Genomic DNA, 19,103 nt, shown 5'->3' with positions numbered 1-19,103 from the left:
TTCACCTTATGTTTCAAACCACTCGCCGCCGCTTAGCCCTTTGGTATACTGCCGTCACTGCTATACTGCTGTTGCTGTTTGCGACTGGCGTTTATTTCTACGTTCGCAGCACCTTAATCGAACGGGTAGACGACACGCTCAAACACGTCGTAGAAGTGGTCAGTCGCTCTGTGGTCATTCAATCGCTCCCCGCTGCCGAAGGGCGCTATCGTATTAACCTCGAAGCCAGCTTTCGCCACAATGCGGACGAGATGGAAGACGATCGCATCGATCTAGAATGGTTCGATCCCCAGGGAAAATTGCTCTGGTCTACGTTTTCCGAACCTTTAGATATTCCCTTACACCCGAATCGTAGCGGAGAAACCGTTCATTTCGATCGCGATCGCCTGCTGCGACAAGTAACCGAGAGAATTGAAATCAACCATCACGTCCTCGGTTATTTGCGGGTTAGCCATCCCTGGTTTGAAGTTACCAAGCCGATTCGTCAGTTAGCGGTAGATTTGACGATCGGTATCGGTACGACGATTCTTTGCGTTGCCGCGATCGGCTGGTTGCTCTCCGGCATTGCCATCAAACCCGTGCGAGATTCTTACCAAAGTCTGAAACAATTTACGGCTGATGCGTCCCACGAACTGAGAAATCCGATCGCAACCATCCAAACCAACGTGCAAATGGCACTGGCGTATCCCGATGCCGAACCGCAACTCCAGCAACGGCAATTGAGGGTTATAGAAAGACTCACGCAACGGTTGGGAAATTTGGTTAGCGATTTGTTGTTTTTGGCTCGTTCTGATAGCGGTATGGTAAAACTAGATTACCAAGCCGTACCGCTCGATGCTTTATTAATAGAAGTCATCGAAGAACAGAGAGTAATTGCCCAACAAAAAGGAATTTTTTTATCGCTGCATATTGTCGAACCCCCTTCTGAATTCGATCGCGCCGATGAAGAAATTTTTACGCTCAAAGGGGATTGGGATCAGTTAGCTCGATTGTTTACTAATTTAATCGGTAATTCATTAGAACATGGATTTGAGAAGCCAGGAGTCGTAGGGGCGAGTCTATCTCGAAATTCTCAGGACTTCCCGACGGTTAACAATTCTAAAGAAATTTCAGTTGAAGTAGAATTGCAGCGAATTAAGCGAGATCGCCATGCTTATTTGCAAGTCAAGGTAAAAGATACGGGAAAAGGCATTCCTGAAGCAGACTTACCTCATATCTTCGATCGCTTTTATCGAGTCGATCCGTCTCGCAGCCATCCGCAGCAAACATCAGCCTCAACGGGTTTGGGATTGGCGATCGCTCGTGCTATTGTCGAAAATCATCACGGACATATTACAGTAGAAAGCACTTGCGATCGCGGAACGACCTTTACAGTTACTTTACCCATCAATCCCCAACCTTGATATTGTTAGTCGCTATTTTTAAATATGGTTGAATAAACATAATAACCATAACCAGTAGTGCGAGCTTCTAGCTCGCGTTCGAGCAAGCATGAAAAGCGAGCAAGACGTATGCGCTTACGCGCACGCTACGATGAGCGCACTACCTGACGGGGTGACAAATCTTTGTCCCCTCATCCCTAAATCCCTTTTCCCACAGGGGCGAAGGGACTTCAGACCAAAGTCTTAAGTTGAAAGCCTCTCTCCCGTTCTGGGAGAGGGGTTGGGTTGAGGGCGATTTGAGTTTGGTCGGTCAACTAGGCGCACTGCACTACATATTACGATCGATTAAACGGATTTAATATAAAAAACTTAATCAAAGAATTTAGTTCAGAAGTCATTCTAGCTTCTTACTCGAAGCTTATACCAATTTTCATATTTTCACGATATACATTCTTCTCCCCTCTCCCTATTTGGGAGAGGGGTTGGGGGTGAGGGCAATCGACCATCTCCGTCATTAATGAATGAAAAATGATATTATGTCTCCTTTTCAAGAAAATTAATAATTTTTTTATGAATACCCTCTTTAGATTCTGTGCCATCAACTTTTAATAACAAGCTATGATAATTCTCAAAAACATATTGATAATTTTGTCTGACTTTTAATAATTTTTCTCTATGTTCATAAACTTCTTTAAAAGAGCGATCGCGAATTCTTTCCAAAGCTACTTCAATCGGAAGATCGAGATAAATCACTAGATCGGGATTAGGGAATCTTTGATTTAAACTCCTAACAAATTCAAAGTCTTGTTTGTTATTGCAATTATAGGCGAGAGAAGAAAAATAATATCTAGGCGTAATGACATGAGTATTCTCATTCCCAATTAATTTAAAAACACCGTCGATATCATTATACAGATGGTAATGGCGATCGGCAGCGAACAAATAAGCCATTTGCTCGTCGAACTTTTGGCTATTTTGAATCAAAATCATTTTATTTTGTAAAGCTTCTCTGATTAATTTTCCAATCGGACCATTAGAAGGTTCGGGACTAACTATTGCCCGATCTCCTCGATCGAGAAAATAATCTTTTAAAAGGGATGCTTGCGTAGATGTACCAGAGCCGTCAATTCCTTCAAAAACGATAAATAATGGCTTCATTTAGACTTCTTTAAATTTTTAAATTCTCAAGTTTATTTTAAGACGAGAAATTGCGCAGGCAAGTAAACAAGTTTTCAAGAAAATTCTGTAGAGTTTTATTAGTCTTGAAGCGCTGATTTTGCCACTCAAGGGCGAGTTTTTGCAGAATCTCGGAAAAAGTCAGCCAAGGAAAAGAAGTACTAGCAATCGAGCTGAGTTTAATTTTATTCTTCATCGCCAACGCGATCGCGCCGATTAATTCTCCTGCTTGAGTACCGACAACGTGCGCTCCCAAAATCTCTGCATTTCCTCGAATAACTAACTTACAAAACCCGGTTGTTTCTCCTAACAATTGAGCGCGATCGCTTGCCTTAAAATCTTGTTTGACTACCCAAACATCTTTACCATAGCGTCTTTTTGCCTGTGCTTCGGTCATCCCGACTCGTGCTAGCGGTGGATTGGTAAACATGACATAGGGAATTGCCCGATAATCTACTTTCAGTAGCGGTAGAAACAGGGCATTCTTGAGGGCAATACTGGCTTCGTAGCGAGCAACATGAGACAGTGAATAGCCGCCAGCAACGCTTCCACAAGCATAAATGCGAGGATTAGTCGTCTGTAACTTTTCGTTAAGCTGTATGCCCCTATCGTCAAATCGAACCCCAACTCCTTCTAAATTTAATCCATCAATATTGGCTTTACGCTTTCCGACTAAAATAATTTCATCGGCTTCGATGGCGCGATCGCCTGCCTGCAACCATTTTTTCCCATCTATGCGCAACACCTGCGTTACGGGACTCTCAAGTAAAATTTCTACTCCAAAAGCTTCTAACTGTGCCTGAATTAGCCTGGCTGCTTCGAGATCTTCTGTGCACAGAAGATCTCGATCGGCGACAATGAGAGTGACACTTCTCCCAGTTTGGCTAAAATTTTGCGCTAACTGGATGGCAACGGGACTCTCGCCAACGATCGCTAAGTTACCAGGAAGCGATTCTAACCTATCCCCTTGCCAAAGGTCATTAGGAGTGAGATAGCCAACTGCTTCTATTCCTTTAATGTCGGGGATAACAAAACGGGAATCCGTCGCAATCAAATATTTTCGCGATCGCAGCTTTTTATTCCCGACGACGAATGCTTGATGGGGAAGTCGGCAAAATTCTCCCGAACCTCGGATGAGATCGATTCCCAAGGATGCCAAAACAGCTGGAGCATGTCGTTCCGATAGAATGGCATTAACTTCTCGCGCCCAAGACGCGACTTGGGTTAATTGAATGTCTAAGTTGGGAGTTGGCTGGTATACGCCGATTTGCACAGCCATATCCAACCGTCTGGATAAATGGGCTATATGGCTGAAGGTTGAGTGATAAATCGTCTCACAGTCCCCCCGGTAGCCCTTGAAAGACTGTTCGACTAGGGCGACGCGAGCATTGAGAGAGGCAGCCGCGATAGCAGCAAAAACCCCTTCTGGACTGCCTCCGATTACAACGAGGTCATATTCTACTGACATGACAGTTGATTTTGGATTTTAGAGTTTGGATTGATTTTTTCCTTATTCTCCTTCTGAGCGAGCGCCTATTTTAGCTAAAGCTTCTAGGAGCTTTTGATTATCTTCTTGGGAACGAACGGCAATGCGAAAGTAGCGATCGCCCAATTCGGGAAAGCTAAGACAGTCGCGAATGAGTAAACGAGCTTTTTTTAAGAGTGCTTCTTGCAATTGCGAACTGGATTGTTCGGTACGAACTAATAGAAAATTGGCGGCTCCCTCTAGAGGATACAATCCTGGCAAAGAGGACAGTCCTCGATACAGTTTTTCTCTAGTAGGGAGTAACCAATCCCAGGTTTGCGCCTGAAAAGTTCGATCTCGAACGACTGCTGCTGCTGCCGCAGCAGCAAGCGTATTGACGGGCCAGGGATCGCGCCACCTTTGCCAGCGTCGGAGACGGTCGGGACGAGCAATTGCGTAACCCAAGCGCAGTCCGGGCAAGCTGTAAAATTTAGTCAGCGATCGCACGATCGCCAAATTGGGATAATCCTGCACCGCTGAGATTAGACTTTGTTGCTCCTGGGGAGGAAGAAAGTCCATAAATGCCTCATCCACAACCGTTAGAGCAAATCTGTCTAGGTAAGGCAGGAGTTTGTCCCGTAAAAACAACCTGCCCGTTGGATTGTGGGGATTGTTTAGCAGTAGACCTGCCGATTTAGTGTCGATAGAGGTAAGTTTTGCAGGAATTTCCTGCGCCTCACTCTCCAAATCTAGTAGGCAAGCTTGAATCCTCGCTCCAAAAGTTTTTAACGCCCGCCAGTAGTCGCCAAAAGCAGGCGTGACAATGTAAGTCACCTCTTGTTGGGACAATTCCCAGCTTGCCCAAGTGAGTAATTCTGCCGAGCCATTACCGGGCAAAATCCAGTCTGGCGGTAGCTGATGGTATTGTGCCAAAGCGGATCGAAGCTGGGTGTAGTCTGGGTCTGGATAGGCAGTAAGTGCTGCCAACCCTTCCTCAATTGCCGCGATCGCGCTAGGTGGCGGTCCCAACGGATTGATACTGGCAGAGAAATCAATAATGAGGGATGCCGGACAGCCTGCGATTTGAGCTGCCCAAGCTAAGTTGCCTCCATGAATGGGTCGGTTCAAGCTTGCTACTGTCGCTCGGAGTGGGAATTATTTTGTCGCTACTTTCTCTTTGAAAAGCTTACCTGCCGAAAAAGCCGGAACGATGGTTTCTGGAATCACCATCTTTTCGTTAGTTTTCGGGTTGCGACCTTCTCTGGCTTTGCGATGGCGTGCCTCGAAGGAACCAAACCCGACTAGGGTGACTTTATCCCCGGCAGAAACCGCTTCCATGATCGCCTCAATTGCAGCCGTCAGCACTGCATCAGCTTGTTTTTTGGTAACAGTTGCTTTCTGAGCGACTTTATCGACTAATTCGCCTTTATTCATTGACAAATCTCCTTTTTTGCTTGTTTTTTTGTTTTTAGGTTCGATTGCTTGAGATGAACCCAAGGGATTTTGTGAGATTCTTTGAATCTATCTGATTAAAATTGCGCGATCGATCTCTGAAATCCCGATAGATTCAAAGTTTCACTGCATTATTCTAAGCTCTATTTGCTCGATCTGGATCGTTAAAACCTTGTTTTTATGTAGATTTCAATAATTTTTTGTTTTTTCTTATCTCTAATTCGTAAATTTCCGATGTCCAACCCACCTCGCAAAGTAGCTCAAAGTTAGTCTGGGTAAAGGTTTGACCTTCTAAAGCACAACAGAAGCATTTCAAGCACAACAAAAGCGATTGTGAAGAAAGACAAACAAGAAACCTTAGCGAGATAGGGCGATCGCCTCTCATAATTTCCGTAAAATAGTAATAATAGGTAAATCTACTAGAGAAAAAATACTTATGAATAGCGAACGTTCTCAAACTCCTGCCTCCCTTTCGGATAGGGAATTGGAAATTCTCGATTTAGTGGCAAATGGCTTAACCAACGAGCAAATTGCTAAAGCACTGGAGATTAGCAAGCGAACGGTTGATAACCATGTTAGCAATATCCTGAAAAAGACTAGCACTGAGAACCGCGTGGAACTGGTGCGTTGGGCATTACACTGGGGGAAAGTCTGTCTAAATGACGTTAATTGTTGTGCCTTACCTCTTTCCAGTCCGCAAACCAGTTCTCAACAAGCACTTTCCTAAGCTTGAAAATTTTTGTCAAACGCTTTTGGCAATCGGTTTGATTGCTGGAATGAGTGGTTGCAGTGATGCTAGTCTTGTCACCCCACCTCCACAAAATTTTAGTTCTAGTCTCAATACGACCGCAGCAGAACAACATCCTCGTTTTTCCTACGATGGTCGTTATTTAGTTTTGGCTTCCGACCGTCAAGCTCAGAGAAATATTTTACTTTACGATCTGCCAAATCAGCGCCTTATCCCACTGCCGGGACTGAATCAACCCGGTATCATGCACGACTTGCCTGATATTAGTGCAGACGGTCGCTATATTGTTTATGTTTCCGAGAACTCAGGCAAACCAGATATTTTTGTTTACGACCGCCAAACACAACAAACGGAAAAAATATCTAAAGATTGGTTGGGCGAAGTACGCAATCCAACGATTAGTGGGAACGGGCGATTTGTTGCTTTTGAAACCAACCGTAGCGGACAATGGGATATCGTGATTTACGACCGAGGCGCAAACGCAGAACTATCTCTGCCGCAGGAGAATTAGGAGAAGTCGGAAGTCGGAGGTTAGAAGCAAGGGGAGACAATTAACTACTAACTACTAACTATTAACTCTCACCAATCCAAAATCCTTTCATCAAAGGACTAATGACTAATGACAACTGACCAGTCCCCAATCGTTAATAATTCCTTTGATACTGAGGAGGTACGACATTAGTGCTGTAGTTGGGTTGTCTGAGCTGATTTTGAGTAACAGGGGGAGTTTGTTGGACGGGACTATTGAGGTAAGGAGATGGATAGTTTGGCGCAGCAGACGAGTTTGGCGTAGAAGATTGAGCTGGATTGGTTTGAACGGGATTGTTGAGATAGGGGGATTGATAAGGCTGGCTAGGCTGTTGAGCTTGCTGAGTTAAATTGGGCGTTTGCACGGGTGTGTTGCGGTAAGGATTAAAAGAAGGATCGTAATATTGAGATGACTGCATTGAAGAGGAAGACAGTCCCGGCAGTCCCATATTTCCTTGCGTTGGGGTATTATTATAGTAAGGCTGGTAGGGCTGAGTGGGAGGTTGACTGACGGTGGGTTGGTTAGAAAAATTATTGCTGGTTGGCTGCGGTTGACTGAGTGGGTTGACTCGGTTTCGCTCAGTAAAATCCTGTTGTGCGGCGGAAGTTGTAGCAGCCGAAGTAGAGCCAGCGCCAGTCGAAGACCTTTGATTCATTGCATCTTGTAATGCATTATTTGGAAGAGTCGTTGATTTAGGCTTGGTTAATACATCGAGAGAAGATGGCTGTATCTGACTGATTGAAGGATTTTGATTATTTTGCTTCTGAGAATTGGTGTTAGGCGCAGTAGGCGCTGAAGAGTTGTTGAGATTGGGAACCAGAGGCATAAAAATTTGAGGCGATTCTGGCTCTTTTTTCGCTTGCTCTGCTGGCTTTCCAGTCAATCGACTTAAGACATCGGTGTTAGCAGTGGCGGTCGTCTTATCCATTCCTTTTTGCGTTTCCAACCCAGGCATGCGATCGCCATTGGAATTAATATTGGCATTATTGAGGGGATTTGTTAGCCTTAACTGCTCCTCCTGCCTCTGAGCTTCCTGGGATAGCGATTGTAAAGGCATCTCTAACCCGATGTCTGGGTTGCTTGCATTGTTTGGATTATTGCCAAGCATGTTGGCTACCCCGTCTGGCTGCTCGAAATCGGTATTGAGCCATTCTGGGTGCTTGCTATATTGCCAAAAGCACAACGCGAGAACGGCAAAAATACTCGGCGGTCCCCAAAAGCTAAAGCGTCCAAAAGGTTTTAAACCAGCTTTGAAATAGCGCCAGACTGAAAGAGGGTTTTTAGGAGATCTCATAAGCAATCCGAGGATAATTTAGATCGAGCCAGACTTTTGCGTCTAAATCTATATTAAATCGTTACTAAATGTCGTCAACTCCTGACGCGCGATCGCTCTAGCCCAAGATTAAGACAATCGATGTCCAATTTCAACCGAACTCTTCATTAATTTTTTTTTAAGCATTAATCCAAAATTTTACTAATTAGTTTTTAATTAGTTTTTAAGGAAGTTCGGTGGCGGTGGTGCAAAGCTTTTCGATAGATAAAAAAACAGCTCGCGAACAATTTATATCAATTTTCAGGTTTTCGCGATCGACATTCTTCTCCCCTCTTCCAAATTGGGAGAGGGGTAGGGGGTGAGGGCGATCGACTATCTCTGTCATTAATGAATGAAAAATGGTATTACTGTAAAAAAACGGTAGGATTATCGGAAATAAAAAATAGGCAATAAACTATTAATTATTCGGTTACATTGAGATGTTTCACTTCGTTCAACATGACAGTTGATACTTTTGAGACAACCACTCAGGCGAGTTGATGGTTGGTAAGAGATTTCCCCGCTTGATGCCAAAACTGGAGAATTTGCCTACCGACTAACTGAGGATGGTAGTAATGGAAAAAGTGATGTCCTTCTGGACATTCCCAGATGAGATCGCCTTCTTTCATCCAAGCTTTCCATCCTTGCAAAGCCATGGGATCGACGATGAGATCGTCTTGACTTCCGCATACCATCAAGGGAACCGATACGCCGCCAGAAGGCATGCTAGCTTTTCGGTAAAGAGAATGGGGTGAAGGAGAAGAATTTAAATCTTGCTCTAGAAGTTGGATTAAAGCACGGGTACTATTTTTTTCTTGAGAGCCAAACAAGTTCTGAACCATTTTGGCAAGAATCATTCGACGACTGCACGGCAAAAGCTGATACATGGCATAGTAATGAGCTTGCCAGTCAATGGCTGGGTGCACTCCTACGGCTAGTAGAGTTAGCGATTTCACCCTTTCTGGATGTTGCCGTGCATATAGCAATCCTAACAATCCCCCCGTGCTGTGACCGATGAGATGTATTGGCTGTCGGCAGGATTTAAGATAATCGTGAAGCAGCACGAGAGCGATATCTAAAGAACTGGGTTCGTCGGGGTTTTGGAGATATTCCCATTGTGCGATAGAAACTTGATGCGATAGGTAACGAATCAAAAAGCGATCGAAGCGTTGAAAACTAGGACTTACATTTATCCAAAGGACATCGGGTTGTACGGACATATAACTTCTCCTCAAAAAAGCAGAGATAGATTTTTGGTAATAGTCTCCTGTGAAAAAAAACACGGCGACTGCAAAGAATTTGATTAGCGAGCCAACTAAGAGTCATACATACATAAGTTCCGAGAAATAATTGCAACACCATTACTTTCTACTTCTTAGTTTAATATCAGTTTTGCGATCGGTTAATAACTTATAACTATTAGCCGATCGCTATTTAGATTCCAACTCAGCTGTTAATTTAAAAAAACATTTTTTTAAATGCGATCTTTATCCAAATAACCAGGACATTGTTTAATAATTAGATTAGTTATTGCTCCTAGAAGAAAAAGTCTGCGATCGCAATGAGTTACAAGAATTTTTTCTTAGCAATGGCTAATTATTCTATGGTTGTTTCGTCGTTGCGTAATCTGCCTGGAAATTGATTCTCAGGCTAGCATCTAAAGCAGGGTTATACCAATTTTCAGGTTTTCGCGATCGACATCTTTTTCCCCTCTCCCAGTTTGGGAGAGGGGTTGGGAGTGAGGGCGATCGACTATCTCTGTTATTAATGAATGAAAAATGGTATTATTTCATTCTGATTGAAGTTAATCAAGAAATGAATTTGACGAGCAACCCCGCGCCGCCGTTAGGCGCATCTGGTAGCGCGAGTTGACTCAAAATTTAAGTCCGTCTTATAAAACTTAAGGTATTAGACAGAGAATTCATTCTCTGGCTTTCTTTTCTGTTATTGATTCCAAGGAATTATAGTCCTGTTATTCTATAGCTGTAAAAAAATGCTATGGAATCTCCCTTCCTTGTACCTTAAACCGAAAAGGCTTTAACAATCTTGATTTACACCGCTAAAAATCTTTGAATTACTTCTTGACTGAGTTCGCTAGTAGAACCAGAAGCGACGATTCCTCCCTTTTGCATGGCATAATATTTATCGGCTTGGCGCACGAAATGTAAATGCTGTTCTACTAATAAAACCGATATACCAGTTGCTTCAATAATGCGACGGACAGCCGCTTCGATTTCAAGAATAATAGAGGGTTGAATTCCTTCAGTCGGTTCGTCCAAAAGTAATAACTGCGGTTTGCCCATGAGGGCACGTGCTATTGATAGCTGTTGCTGTTGTCCGCCACTAAGATCGCCTCCCATACGAGATAACATCGTTTTTAGCACGGGAAATAGTTGAAAGATTTCTTCAGGAATTTCTTCCTTTCCTTTTCTTCCTCCCGGACGTGCTTCCAAACCTAATAACAAATTTTCTTTTACAGTAATTCGAGGAATAATTTTTCGTCCTTGGGGAACGTAGCCAATTCCCATCTTGGCACGTCGATCTGTCGATATTCCTGTAATTAATTGCCCTCCATAATTAATATTTCCCGTGCGAGGTTTTAGCAATCCCATAATCGTTTTTAGCAACGTAGTTTTTCCAACGCCATTGCGTCCGATTAGGCAAACCATTTGTCCTTTTGGTACGCTTAAATCTACATTGCGCAGGATATGGCTCTCGCCGTAATAAACATTCAGATTTGAGATTTGTAACATTAAATTGGTTATTTGTTCTTTGTCATTAATCATTTGTTCTCTGCGTCTCCGCGTTCCCGCGTCCCCTATGCCTCTTCTTGCCTTCCTAAATAAACTTCAATGACCCGAGGGTCATTTTGCACTTCATCCATGCTTCCTTCACATAAAACGGAACCCTGATGTAAAACCGTTACTTGACGAGCAATTTGTCGCACAAATTCCATATCGTGTTCGATGACGATAATCGAATGATCTTTTGATAAGGCTAGTAGTAAATTACCTACATTTTCGGTTTCTTCATCGGTTAAACCAGCGACGGGTTCGTCAACTAATAATAAATTGGGCGACTGAGCAACTAGCATGCCGATTTCTAATCGTTGTTTTTCGCCATGAGAAAGTAAAGCAGCTTTTAAATTTGCTTTAGCTTCTAATCCAATGGTTTCTAATAACCCTGCTACATTTCGATTTTCAGTAGAGGAAGAACGATTAAATAGGGTAGAAAAAACATTCTTATTGCGATTGCCAGCTAAATCTAAATTTTCCCGAACGGTTAAATTTAAAAAAACTCTCGGCGTTTGAAATTTTCGACCGATTCCCAAGCGAGCAATTTTGTGTTCTGGCATTCGTTGTAAATTGCGTCCTTCAAAGAGAACTCTTCCTTCAGTTGGCTGAACTTTTCCCGTAATTACATCGAGAAAGGTGGTTTTACCCGCACCATTAGGACCGATAATCACTCGCAATTCTCCAGCATTCATGCTGAAGTTTAATTGATTGAGTGCTTTAAATCCATCAAAACTAACGGTTAAATTTTCTATTTCTAATATTTTTTCATTCATGTTTGATTAGCGTTTAGATTTCAACTGTCCTTAATACTAAAGCCCCAAAAAACACAGATAAGTATCAAACCAAGTGCATACAGGGTTCGGGTAGTACGTTGAGCCATAACCCAAATTTCCCGATAGGAAAGTCGGTGATTCTGAATGAGAAAGAAAGCCGGAGGACTAAATCCAAAAGGCAGTAGACGACTGAGTGCGAGTCGGAGGAAAAAGTTGATTCCCCACAACCACTTGCCAAGGGCATCTTGATTGTATTGCCAGGGAAAAGCGGTTTGGGCGAGACGAATTAAGGCTTTAACATCGCGAAATCGCAAGGATTCGTATAGAGGCAGGGCACGCGAAAGGTCGTCATTACTCTGAGAAAGTGCTTCATTGAGAACGCACACATCTTCTAATGCCGAGTTTACCCCTTGTCCGATGTCTGGAGGAAAGCAATGGATGGCATCTCCTAAGAGTACTACGCCAGCAGTAGACCGATCTTTGTCTGCTTGGGCGTGTTTCAGTAAGAAATACAATCCTGAACAGTATTGGGGTTCGGGGAAGTAACCGCCTTCACTTTTGGCAAAGCGATCGCATTCTTCGGGAGATAGGATTTGACGCACGGGCAATTGTGGGAAGGCTTTCTCTAAAAAGTCGCACACTTCCTTGCCGCTTTTCAATTTCCAGATCTCGTGGTTGGGTCGCGTAATAATATTGGCAGTACGGGGTTCATTTGGGTTTTTGAGGGGCAATAAACCGAGGGATACCGATCGCATGCGATCGCGAAAAGATCCGCGAACGGCATATGTCATGTCGGATACGGCGCGTTCCTCGCCGCTAGTATCGAGAGGAAACCTCGGCGGCAAGTTTAATACTTTATACCTCAAACCCGAACTAGGCGAGGGGAAATGTTTCATCTCAAATCTGTCCGATTTGTCCCACTCTTGCAAGGCGTTTCGGACAATAGAGTTAACTCCATCGCAACCAACCAAAAAATAAGGCTCAAATTCAATAACTCTGCCGTTCTCGGCGTTGGCAACAATTTTAAGTTTGTCTGCTTCTGTTTTGTCGATGCGATCGCACTTGGTATTAAATAACACGGCGATTTGGTTTTGCCAATTGCATTGGATTTCTTGGTATAGCAACCGGACAAATGCTCTGCGTGGCAGCCAGTAGGCGGTTTTTCGGTTAGGATCGACCATAGGTAATTTAGACGTTTTTCGGCTGCCATCCGGTCTAATCTGCGTTAAGTAAAATTCTGTACTGGGAACGCTAATTTCTGCTAGCTGCTGGGTAAGTCCAAGGAGGTCGGTCAATTTTTGACCTCGACCGTCAATTTGATAGTTGAATGATTTATCGGGTTCGTAGTAATCGGCGGCAGGACGTTTTTCTAGTACTGTGATATCCGTCCAGCCTCGTTTGGCTAGTATCAATGCAGTCGCCAGTCCTGCTGGACCTCCGCCAACAATTAATACGTTTTTTCGAGAGGAATCGGTTTCCTTTACTGTCGAGAATTGGTTAGCAAGCATGATATCAGACAAGAAATTTTTGCCAGCAATTTCTAGATTAACTCTAACCAATTTCCTCTCTTTCCTTTTGCACCTCTGGCGCTTCTTCTATACTCGGATAGGTAACTAGACGCGGACGGAAACCCAATAGCGATCGCAATTGATTCAATCCCCCTAAAATTCCATCGGGAAGCACCGTTACGACGATTAAGAATAATGCCCCTTGGAAAAATAGCCAAACTTCGGGAAATCTCTCGCTCAAAAGTGTCTGCGCCCATCTTACTAAAAGGGTTCCAATAATCGCCCCAACCAGGGTCGCCCGCCCGCCGACAGCGACCCAAATGACCATTTCAATCGAAAAAGCCACATCCATTGCTTTGGGGGTAATAATGCCAGTTTGTACGGTATAAAGTGCTCCAGAAATGCCTGCGATCGCACCAGAAATCGCGAAAACTAATACTTTAAATCCAGTCGGATCGTAGCCCGAAAAACGAGTCCGCACTTCGTCATCGCGAATGGAAACTAATAATCGTCCAAAACGCCCGCTAGTCAGCCAACGGCAAAGTAAATAAGTCAGTACTACAAATAAAATGGTAAATTCATAAAATGCTATTTGTGCGCTCGCAGAACTGGCAAGAACGCCAAAAATCGCTTGCGTATCCGTCTTGAGTCCGTTAGTTCCATTAATTAATTTCTGTTGCCCGTTAAAGAAATTGAAAAAAACTAACAGTGCTGCCTGGGTGAGGATGGAGAAATAAACGCCTCTAATGCGATTGCGAAAGATTAAATATCCCAGCAAACCAGCGACGATTCCTGGAATTAAAATAATCGCAACCATCGTAAACGGAAACGAATAAAAAGGCTGCCAAAACCAAGGCAGTTCGCTGACTCCATAAAGGCTAAAAAATTCGGGTAACTGTCCTTGCGGCAGTTGCAAGTTGAGATACATGGCAAAAGCATAGCCGCCGAGAGCAAAAAAGATGCCGTGCCCTAAGCTAAGTAATCCGGTATAACCCCAAATTAAATCGATTCCTAGCGCTACGATCGCAAGCGATAGAATCCTTCCCAGAATTTTTAGGCGAAAAGCTGGCAGCAATAATGGCATTGCGATCGCTAAAATCAGGACAACTGCTAAAAGTATTTGCACTTCAAGAAGTAGTCTTTTTTGCTTTTTAATACTCTCAAGTTTCATCAATCTTTCCAGAGTAATTTTTTTGAATTTATACTTCAGAAGTTAATTGTTTTGGGTTAATCCAAAATCGTCAATCCAAAATCCAAAATGGTATGAGATGTTTCGCTTTGCTCAACATGACACTCGATCCTTTTAAGACAACCCTTAGATCTCAGCCGTGCGTCCTTTCTGCGGGAACAGACCAGCGGGTTTAACTTGCAAAAAGGCAATAATCAAGACAAAAATCATCACCTTTGCCATGCTGCTATCGGCGAAGAAGAGAAAGAAGTCCGTCACTGGTTTGAGCGATGCCACAGGTGATAGTATCAATGCCAGAGTTCCGCTACCGATGAGGTAACTGAGAATACCAATTCCCATAGCAGCAACAATGCTGCCAACTAAATTGCCAACTCCTCCGACGACGACTACCATAAAAGTATCGACAATGTAAGCTTGTCCGGTATTGGGCCCGACAGAACCCAAGTAACTAATCCCACACCCAGCAATACCTGCCAGTCCAGAACCCAAGGCAAATGTCAAGGCATCTACCTTGTTAGTCGCAATCCCCAAACAAGCGCTCATGGAACGATTCTGCATTACGGCACGAATGCGCAATCCCCAGCTAGAACGGTTTAAAAACCAATAGGTGCCGACGAGACAGAGAATCGTTAAGACAATGATAAACAGTCGCGTGTAAGGGACTTGGAACCCTAAGAGGGTAAACCCACCTCTCAACCAACTCGGTGCGGTTACGTTAACATTTCTGGCACTAAACAGAGGTCTGATTAAGACCGATTGCTTGCTTTGTGCTATTAACATTCCCATTACCGTTGCGATCGCGCCGGATAAAACCAGTAAAATTGCGATCGCCCAACCTCGAATCCTCTCCCAATCCAGACGGCGGCGCACAATCCACATACCGCCAAAAAACAGCAGGCAGAAGGTAACGATGCTAATGACCAAAAGCCAATTCACGCTGCGGACGAATTGTTGCAAAATCAGACTCACGCCCCACGTCGCCAGTAACGTCTCTAACGGTCGTCCGTAGAGAAAGCGAATCACTCCCCTTTCTAAAGCTAACCCTGCCAACCCCGCTACCAAAAAAGCCATGGGTAAAGCGAAGAAAATATATAAACTAAACCAGGGTTCGCCTAGCGATTTGAAGACATTTTGTACGACAAAGGTCGTATAAGCCCCCAGCATCATCAATTCTCCGTGGGCGAGGTTAATTACGCCCATCAGTCCGAAGACGATGGCTAACCCCAGCGCTGCAATTAGCAGCACCGAACCAATACTAATGCCGTTAAATAAAGCTTCTAGTAATGCAGACACTTTTGTTTAGCTATCCGTTTTCTAGTTATTAGTTACCGACGTTCTCGCACCATCTGAGAGGTAGAGAACATCAGCTCATACACTAGCCGTTCGCTTATAGGAATACAGCGATCGCCGCTCGCTTTCTGTTCGCTACAAACTTTCTCGCGATCGCTGGTTGCCGATGGCTGAATCAAGTTTTTTCGACTTTGTACTTACCGCCTTTGTTAGGATCTGTCCAGTCGCAGGCGTAACCCTTGGTATCGGGAACGTATTGATTCCACGGCACCGGATCGACGGGACCGTCACTCGACCAAACGATGTCAAACATCCCATCATCTCTAACTTGACCGATGCGTACCGTTTTGGAAATATGATGGTTGGCGTTCATCTTGACTTTCCCCTCCGGCGCAGCAAATTCCTGTCCGATAGCAGCAGCGCGAACTTTTTCCAAGTCCGTCGATCCCGCTTTTTCGACTGCTTGCTTCCAGAGATAAACCATGATATAGGCGGCTTCCATCGGGTCATTGGTGACTCTATCGTCGCCGTACTCTTTCTTAAATGCCTCAACCCACTTTTTATTTTCAGGCGTGTCTACGGTTTGGAAATAATTCCAAGCAGCATAGTGACCGACAAGATACTCTGCCCCGATTTGTCGGACTTCTTCTTCGGCGATACTGACGGACATGGTGGGATATTTTTCTGGAGTTAATCCCGCTGCCTGAATTTGCTTGAAGAATGCAACGTTGCTGTCGCCGTTGAGGGTGTTGAAAATCACGCCGCCATCGGGTAAGGCCTGTTTGATTTTGGTGATGATGGCAGTAACTTCGGTGTTGCCCAGAGGAAGGTAATCTTCGCCTACCATTTTGCCGCCTTGGGCTTTGAGTTGTTCTTTAATAATCGTATTGGCAGTGCGCGGGAAAACATAGTCAGAACCGACTAGGAAGAAGTTCTTTCCCTTGTTCTTCAATAGCCAATCAACGGCTGGTTCGATCTGCTGGTTGGGGGCTGCCCCCGTGTAGAAAATATTTTGAGAACATTCCTGTCCCTCGTACTGGACGGGATACCACAACATGTGTTTCTTTGATTCAAATACAGGCAATACGGCTTTGCGACTTGCCGAAGTCCAACAACCAAAGACGGTGACGACTTTATCTTCATCGATCAGTTTGGTGGCTTTTTCTGCAAAGGTGGGCCAGTCGGAGGCACCATCTTCTTCGATTGCCTCGATTTGCTTACCGAGAACGCCACCAGCTTTGTTAATTTCTTTAATCGCAAGTTTTTCTGCTTCGACAACGGTAGTTTCGCTAATCGCCATCGTACCGCTTAGAGAATGAAGGATGCCCACTTTAATCGTGTCGCCGCTACTAGCAGTAGTAGAAGCAGGGCTTGCACCCGTGGTTGGCGTTGTTGGGGCTGTTGTAGTGGTGTCTCCGCCACCGCCCCCGCAAGCTTTCAGCAATAAGCTAGTTCCTAAAGTAGCAGAACCATAGACTATAAATTTTCGTCGTCCCAATCGCTTTTTCATAAGTTTATAAATTGATTATCCTTTGTGAAATTATGTTTAAGCTAAAGTTGCGGCGCCTAAAAACGCAAATTTAGACCGATTGAGTATCGTAGAGCTAGGCGCTCCAGTGCATTGTATTTTTAGATACAATTTTTCTTAAGTTTAAGATTGAGTTAATATCTGCGCTCCCATGTGAAGTTTGATGAAGTCTTTAACCGTCTCCAATCCTTCTTTGGTTTTTAAATTCGTGAAGACAAAAGGCTTATCGCCTCGCATTTTTTTGGCATCTCTTTCCATTACGTTTAAATCGGCACCGACAAAGGGAGCTAGATCGATTTTATTGATAACTAAAAGATCCGACTTAGTAATGCCGGGTCCACCTTTGCGCGGAATTTTATCGCCTGCTGCGACATCAATAACATAGATAGTCAGATCGACTAATTCGGGACTAAAAGTAGCCGCTAAATTGTCACCGCCACTCTCTAGGAAAACTAGATCTAGATTCGCAAAGCTATCTTCAAGCTGTTCGATCGCGGCTAGGTTCATAGAAGCGTCTTCTCGAATGGCGGTATGAGGACAGCCTCCCGTCTCTACGCCAAGAATCCGATTTGCATCTAGCGCTTGGGAACGAACTAAAAATTGGGCATCTTCTTGCGTGTAAATATCATTGGTTACGACAGCGATTTGATAAGTATCCCGCAGCGATTTACACAGAGAATCTAGCAGGGCAGTTTTTCCCGAACCTACTGGTCCTGCAATCCCCACTCGAAAAGCAGTCATCGGCGATCGCCTCCTAAACAAAAAGATAATTTAATATTATTTCGTTCTCGAAACTATGCAATTCAAATTCTAAAATAGACCGATATAGTCAATCTATAATCTATCAAGTTTTGTTTTAAAAAGTTTGGATATTGTGTCATTAATGAATGAAAAATGATATTACTTATTACGAACGAACGATTGGCTGTACAATAGACGAGACAATTTCACCGGATAAAGGGGCGATCGCGTGAGTCAAAAAATTGTTGGCATGCTCAGCAGCTATCGGGGACTGAGCGATCGCGCAGATTGGTTATGGAAGCAAACCCCCCATCCTTTTGGACTGTGGCGAAATATTCAAATGCTGGCAAAGGCAGATAAGCCAGATTTTTTGCTTCTGTATCAATTTGACTTTTTTACCTCGTCTAAACCTCAGTCTCTTCCTTGGTGGAAACGCTGGCGAACTCAGAAAAAAAAACCTACCCAACCGGACTTTTCCTCTTTAATGAGAGGCGTTTCTAAAGAACGAATTATTTACTTATTAAGAGAACCCCCCTTAGAAGAAGTCATCGCCAAAAACAAGGCGAATTATCAAGCAGCCAGCCAGTATTGCGGCTATGTGTCCGGGCCCGACAATTTTGCGCCCAATCCCGACTACATGCCAGCCATCTGGTACGTAGACAATTCTTTCCGCGAGTTGAACGAGATGGGATCGCCAGAGAAAACGCGATCGTGCAGTTGGATTACCTCTGGCATCGATCGCACGGCAAATCATCGCAAGCGTTTAGACTTCCTCAAGCTTCTGAGGGAAAATGAGATCGACTTCGATTTGTACGGACGGGGTTTGCCAGATTGGACAAATGGTTGCGGCAGCGTTGATAACAAATGGAGTGCCATGGCTCCCTATTATTACAATCTCGCGATCGAAAACTATGCAGACAATGAATGGTATGCTAGCGAAAAGCTTTGGGATGCTCTGCTATCTTGGTGCCTGCCGCTCTATTATGGGGGGGCGGCTGCGGATAAATTACTGCCGCCGGGAAGTTTTTTAAGATTGCCGAGTTTGGATGAAAAAGGAATGACTTACATTAAAGATGTGACGGCGACTCTGGATGCATGGCACGAGGCAAAAGACGCGATCGCCGAAGCGAGACAAATTATTCTTCACAAGCTCAATTTGCTAGCATGGCTGTCCGATTTTGTCGGAAAATTCTCTTGAGATCGGGTAAATCTTAG

At 44.1% G+C, this 19,103-nt stretch carries 19 protein-coding genes; 4 read left to right on the top strand and 15 right to left on the bottom strand.

Going from position 1 to position 19,103, the window contains the following annotated elements:
- Nucleotides 1-8 precede the first annotated feature (8 nt).
- A complete protein-coding gene (locus NIES593_RS13070) occupies nt 9-1,403 on the top strand; it encodes a sensor histidine kinase (RefSeq protein ID WP_073599997.1) in 1,395 nt (464 codons plus the stop codon).
- A 513-nt stretch (nt 1,404-1,916) separates the two neighbouring features.
- Here NIES593_RS13070 and tmk read toward each other — a convergent pair.
- From tmk to NIES593_RS13050, 4 genes are read right to left on the bottom strand one after another with little or no spacing between them, the layout of a single operon-like run.
- Complete coding sequence (gene tmk / locus NIES593_RS13065) at nt 1,917-2,540, bottom strand: dTMP kinase (RefSeq protein WP_073599996.1); 624 nt, start codon at nt 2,538-2,540, stop codon at nt 1,917-1,919.
- Nucleotides 2,541-2,577: 37 nt separating this feature from the next.
- Nucleotides 2,578-4,026: a dihydrolipoyl dehydrogenase family protein gene (locus tag NIES593_RS13060; RefSeq protein ID WP_073599995.1), complete on the bottom strand. Its 1,449-nt coding sequence runs from the start codon at nt 4,024-4,026 to the stop codon at nt 2,578-2,580.
- Nucleotides 4,027-4,068: 42 nt separating this feature from the next.
- Nucleotides 4,069-5,151, bottom strand: coding sequence for a threonine-phosphate decarboxylase CobD (gene cobD, locus NIES593_RS13055; RefSeq protein WP_073599994.1), 1,083 nt, complete (start codon nt 5,149-5,151; stop codon nt 4,069-4,071).
- A 27-nt stretch (nt 5,152-5,178) separates the two neighbouring features.
- Nucleotides 5,179-5,457 (bottom strand): HU family DNA-binding protein, encoded by a 279-nt coding sequence (locus tag NIES593_RS13050; protein WP_015143897.1) that lies wholly within the window; start codon nt 5,455-5,457, stop codon nt 5,179-5,181.
- A gap of 454 nt (nt 5,458-5,911) precedes the next feature.
- Between NIES593_RS13050 and pedR the strand changes: the two genes are divergently transcribed.
- Together pedR and NIES593_RS13040 are read left to right on the top strand one after the other, a co-directional pair.
- The gene (gene pedR, locus NIES593_RS13045) at nt 5,912-6,202 is read left to right on the top strand and encodes a photosynthetic electron transport-dependent transcriptional regulator PedR (RefSeq protein ID WP_073599993.1); all 291 of its coding nucleotides are present in this window, start codon (nt 5,912-5,914) and stop codon (nt 6,200-6,202) included.
- Nucleotides 6,135-6,734, top strand: coding sequence for a TolB family protein (locus NIES593_RS13040; RefSeq protein WP_245817482.1), 600 nt, complete (start codon nt 6,135-6,137; stop codon nt 6,732-6,734). Before pedR ends, NIES593_RS13040 begins: the two co-directional genes overlap by 68 nt.
- Nucleotides 6,735-6,867: 133 nt before the next feature.
- Here the strand turns inward: NIES593_RS13040 and NIES593_RS13035 are convergent, their stop codons facing one another.
- From NIES593_RS13035 to ureG, 11 genes are all read right to left on the bottom strand, one after another.
- A complete protein-coding gene (locus tag NIES593_RS13035; RefSeq protein WP_073599991.1) occupies nt 6,868-8,046 on the bottom strand; it encodes a polyadenylate binding domain-containing protein in 1,179 nt (392 codons plus the stop codon).
- 202 nt (nt 8,047-8,248) lie between these two features.
- Nucleotides 8,249-8,410: a hypothetical protein gene (locus tag NIES593_RS24195; protein ID WP_175561126.1), complete on the bottom strand. Its 162-nt coding sequence runs from the start codon at nt 8,408-8,410 to the stop codon at nt 8,249-8,251.
- A gap of 142 nt (nt 8,411-8,552) precedes the next feature.
- The gene (locus tag NIES593_RS13030) at nt 8,553-9,284 is read right to left on the bottom strand and encodes an alpha/beta fold hydrolase (protein WP_073599990.1); all 732 of its coding nucleotides are present in this window, start codon (nt 9,282-9,284) and stop codon (nt 8,553-8,555) included.
- Nucleotides 9,285-10,115: 831 nt separating this feature from the next.
- On the bottom strand, nt 10,116-10,817 hold the full coding sequence (gene urtE, locus NIES593_RS13025; RefSeq protein ID WP_073600021.1) for an urea ABC transporter ATP-binding subunit UrtE: 702 nt from the start codon (nt 10,815-10,817) through the stop codon (nt 10,116-10,118).
- Between the two features lie 65 nt (nt 10,818-10,882).
- The gene (gene urtD / locus NIES593_RS13020; protein WP_073599989.1) at nt 10,883-11,632 is read right to left on the bottom strand and encodes an urea ABC transporter ATP-binding protein UrtD; all 750 of its coding nucleotides are present in this window, start codon (nt 11,630-11,632) and stop codon (nt 10,883-10,885) included.
- Between the two features lie 20 nt (nt 11,633-11,652).
- A complete protein-coding gene (locus tag NIES593_RS13015; protein ID WP_073600020.1) occupies nt 11,653-13,140 on the bottom strand; it encodes an FAD-dependent oxidoreductase in 1,488 nt (495 codons plus the stop codon).
- 43 nt (nt 13,141-13,183) lie between these two features.
- On the bottom strand, nt 13,184-14,311 hold the full coding sequence (gene urtC / locus NIES593_RS13010; RefSeq protein WP_073599988.1) for an urea ABC transporter permease subunit UrtC: 1,128 nt from the start codon (nt 14,309-14,311) through the stop codon (nt 13,184-13,186).
- Nucleotides 14,312-14,455: 144 nt separating this feature from the next.
- The gene (locus NIES593_RS13005) at nt 14,456-15,622 is read right to left on the bottom strand and encodes an ABC transporter permease subunit (RefSeq protein ID WP_073599987.1); all 1,167 of its coding nucleotides are present in this window, start codon (nt 15,620-15,622) and stop codon (nt 14,456-14,458) included.
- 32 nt (nt 15,623-15,654) lie between these two features.
- Nucleotides 15,655-15,798, bottom strand: coding sequence for a hypothetical protein (locus tag NIES593_RS24190; RefSeq protein ID WP_175561125.1), 144 nt, complete (start codon nt 15,796-15,798; stop codon nt 15,655-15,657).
- The gene (urtA, locus tag NIES593_RS13000; protein WP_073599986.1) at nt 15,795-17,129 is read right to left on the bottom strand and encodes an urea ABC transporter substrate-binding protein; all 1,335 of its coding nucleotides are present in this window, start codon (nt 17,127-17,129) and stop codon (nt 15,795-15,797) included. Before urtA ends, NIES593_RS24190 begins: the two co-directional genes overlap by 4 nt.
- A 141-nt stretch (nt 17,130-17,270) precedes the next feature.
- Complete coding sequence (ureG, locus tag NIES593_RS12995; RefSeq protein WP_073599985.1) at nt 17,271-17,888, bottom strand: urease accessory protein UreG; 618 nt, start codon at nt 17,886-17,888, stop codon at nt 17,271-17,273.
- Nucleotides 17,889-18,117: 229 nt separating this feature from the next.
- Here ureG and NIES593_RS12990 point away from each other — a divergent pair, with 229 nt between their 5' ends.
- Nucleotides 18,118-19,086, top strand: coding sequence for a glycosyltransferase family 10 domain-containing protein (locus NIES593_RS12990; protein WP_073599984.1), 969 nt, complete (start codon nt 18,118-18,120; stop codon nt 19,084-19,086).
- Nucleotides 19,087-19,103 lie beyond the last annotated feature (17 nt).

This window comes from Hydrococcus rivularis NIES-593, assembly GCF_001904635.1.
Lineage (GTDB): Bacteria > Cyanobacteriota > Cyanobacteriia > Cyanobacteriales > Microcystaceae > Hydrococcus > Hydrococcus rivularis.
Note: the sequence above shows the minus strand (reverse complement) of the source record. Positions and strands in the feature narration are given on the sequence as shown.

What these genes read in the sequence shown, in the direction of transcription:
- NIES593_RS13070 (WP_073599997.1), top strand. Translation starts at nt 9, where the DNA reads ATGTTTCAAACCACTCGCCGCCGCTTAGCCCTTTGGTATACTGCCGTC.
- tmk (WP_073599996.1), bottom strand. Translation starts at nt 2,540, where the DNA reads ATGAAGCCATTATTTATCGTTTTTGAAGGAATTGACGGCTCTGGTACA.
- NIES593_RS13060 (WP_073599995.1), bottom strand. Translation starts at nt 4,026, where the DNA reads ATGTCAGTAGAATATGACCTCGTTGTAATCGGAGGCAGTCCAGAAGGG.
- NIES593_RS13050 (WP_015143897.1), bottom strand. Translation starts at nt 5,457, where the DNA reads ATGAATAAAGGCGAATTAGTCGATAAAGTCGCTCAGAAAGCAACTGTT.
- pedR (WP_073599993.1), top strand. Translation starts at nt 5,912, where the DNA reads ATGAATAGCGAACGTTCTCAAACTCCTGCCTCCCTTTCGGATAGGGAA.
- NIES593_RS13040 (WP_245817482.1), top strand. Translation starts at nt 6,135, where the DNA reads ATGACGTTAATTGTTGTGCCTTACCTCTTTCCAGTCCGCAAACCAGTT.
- NIES593_RS13035 (WP_073599991.1), bottom strand. Translation starts at nt 8,046, where the DNA reads ATGAGATCTCCTAAAAACCCTCTTTCAGTCTGGCGCTATTTCAAAGCT.
- NIES593_RS24195 (WP_175561126.1), bottom strand. Translation starts at nt 8,410, where the DNA reads ATGACAGAGATAGTCGATCGCCCTCACCCCCTACCCCTCTCCCAATTT.
- NIES593_RS13030 (WP_073599990.1), bottom strand. Translation starts at nt 9,284, where the DNA reads ATGTCCGTACAACCCGATGTCCTTTGGATAAATGTAAGTCCTAGTTTT.
- urtE (WP_073600021.1), bottom strand. Translation starts at nt 10,817, where the DNA reads ATGTTACAAATCTCAAATCTGAATGTTTATTACGGCGAGAGCCATATC.
- urtD (WP_073599989.1), bottom strand. Translation starts at nt 11,632, where the DNA reads ATGAATGAAAAAATATTAGAAATAGAAAATTTAACCGTTAGTTTTGAT.
- NIES593_RS13015 (WP_073600020.1), bottom strand. Translation starts at nt 13,140, where the DNA reads ATGCTTGCTAACCAATTCTCGACAGTAAAGGAAACCGATTCCTCTCGA.
- urtC (WP_073599988.1), bottom strand. Translation starts at nt 14,311, where the DNA reads ATGAAACTTGAGAGTATTAAAAAGCAAAAAAGACTACTTCTTGAAGTG.
- urtA (WP_073599986.1), bottom strand. Translation starts at nt 17,129, where the DNA reads ATGAAAAAGCGATTGGGACGACGAAAATTTATAGTCTATGGTTCTGCT.
- ureG (WP_073599985.1), bottom strand. Translation starts at nt 17,888, where the DNA reads ATGACTGCTTTTCGAGTGGGGATTGCAGGACCAGTAGGTTCGGGAAAA.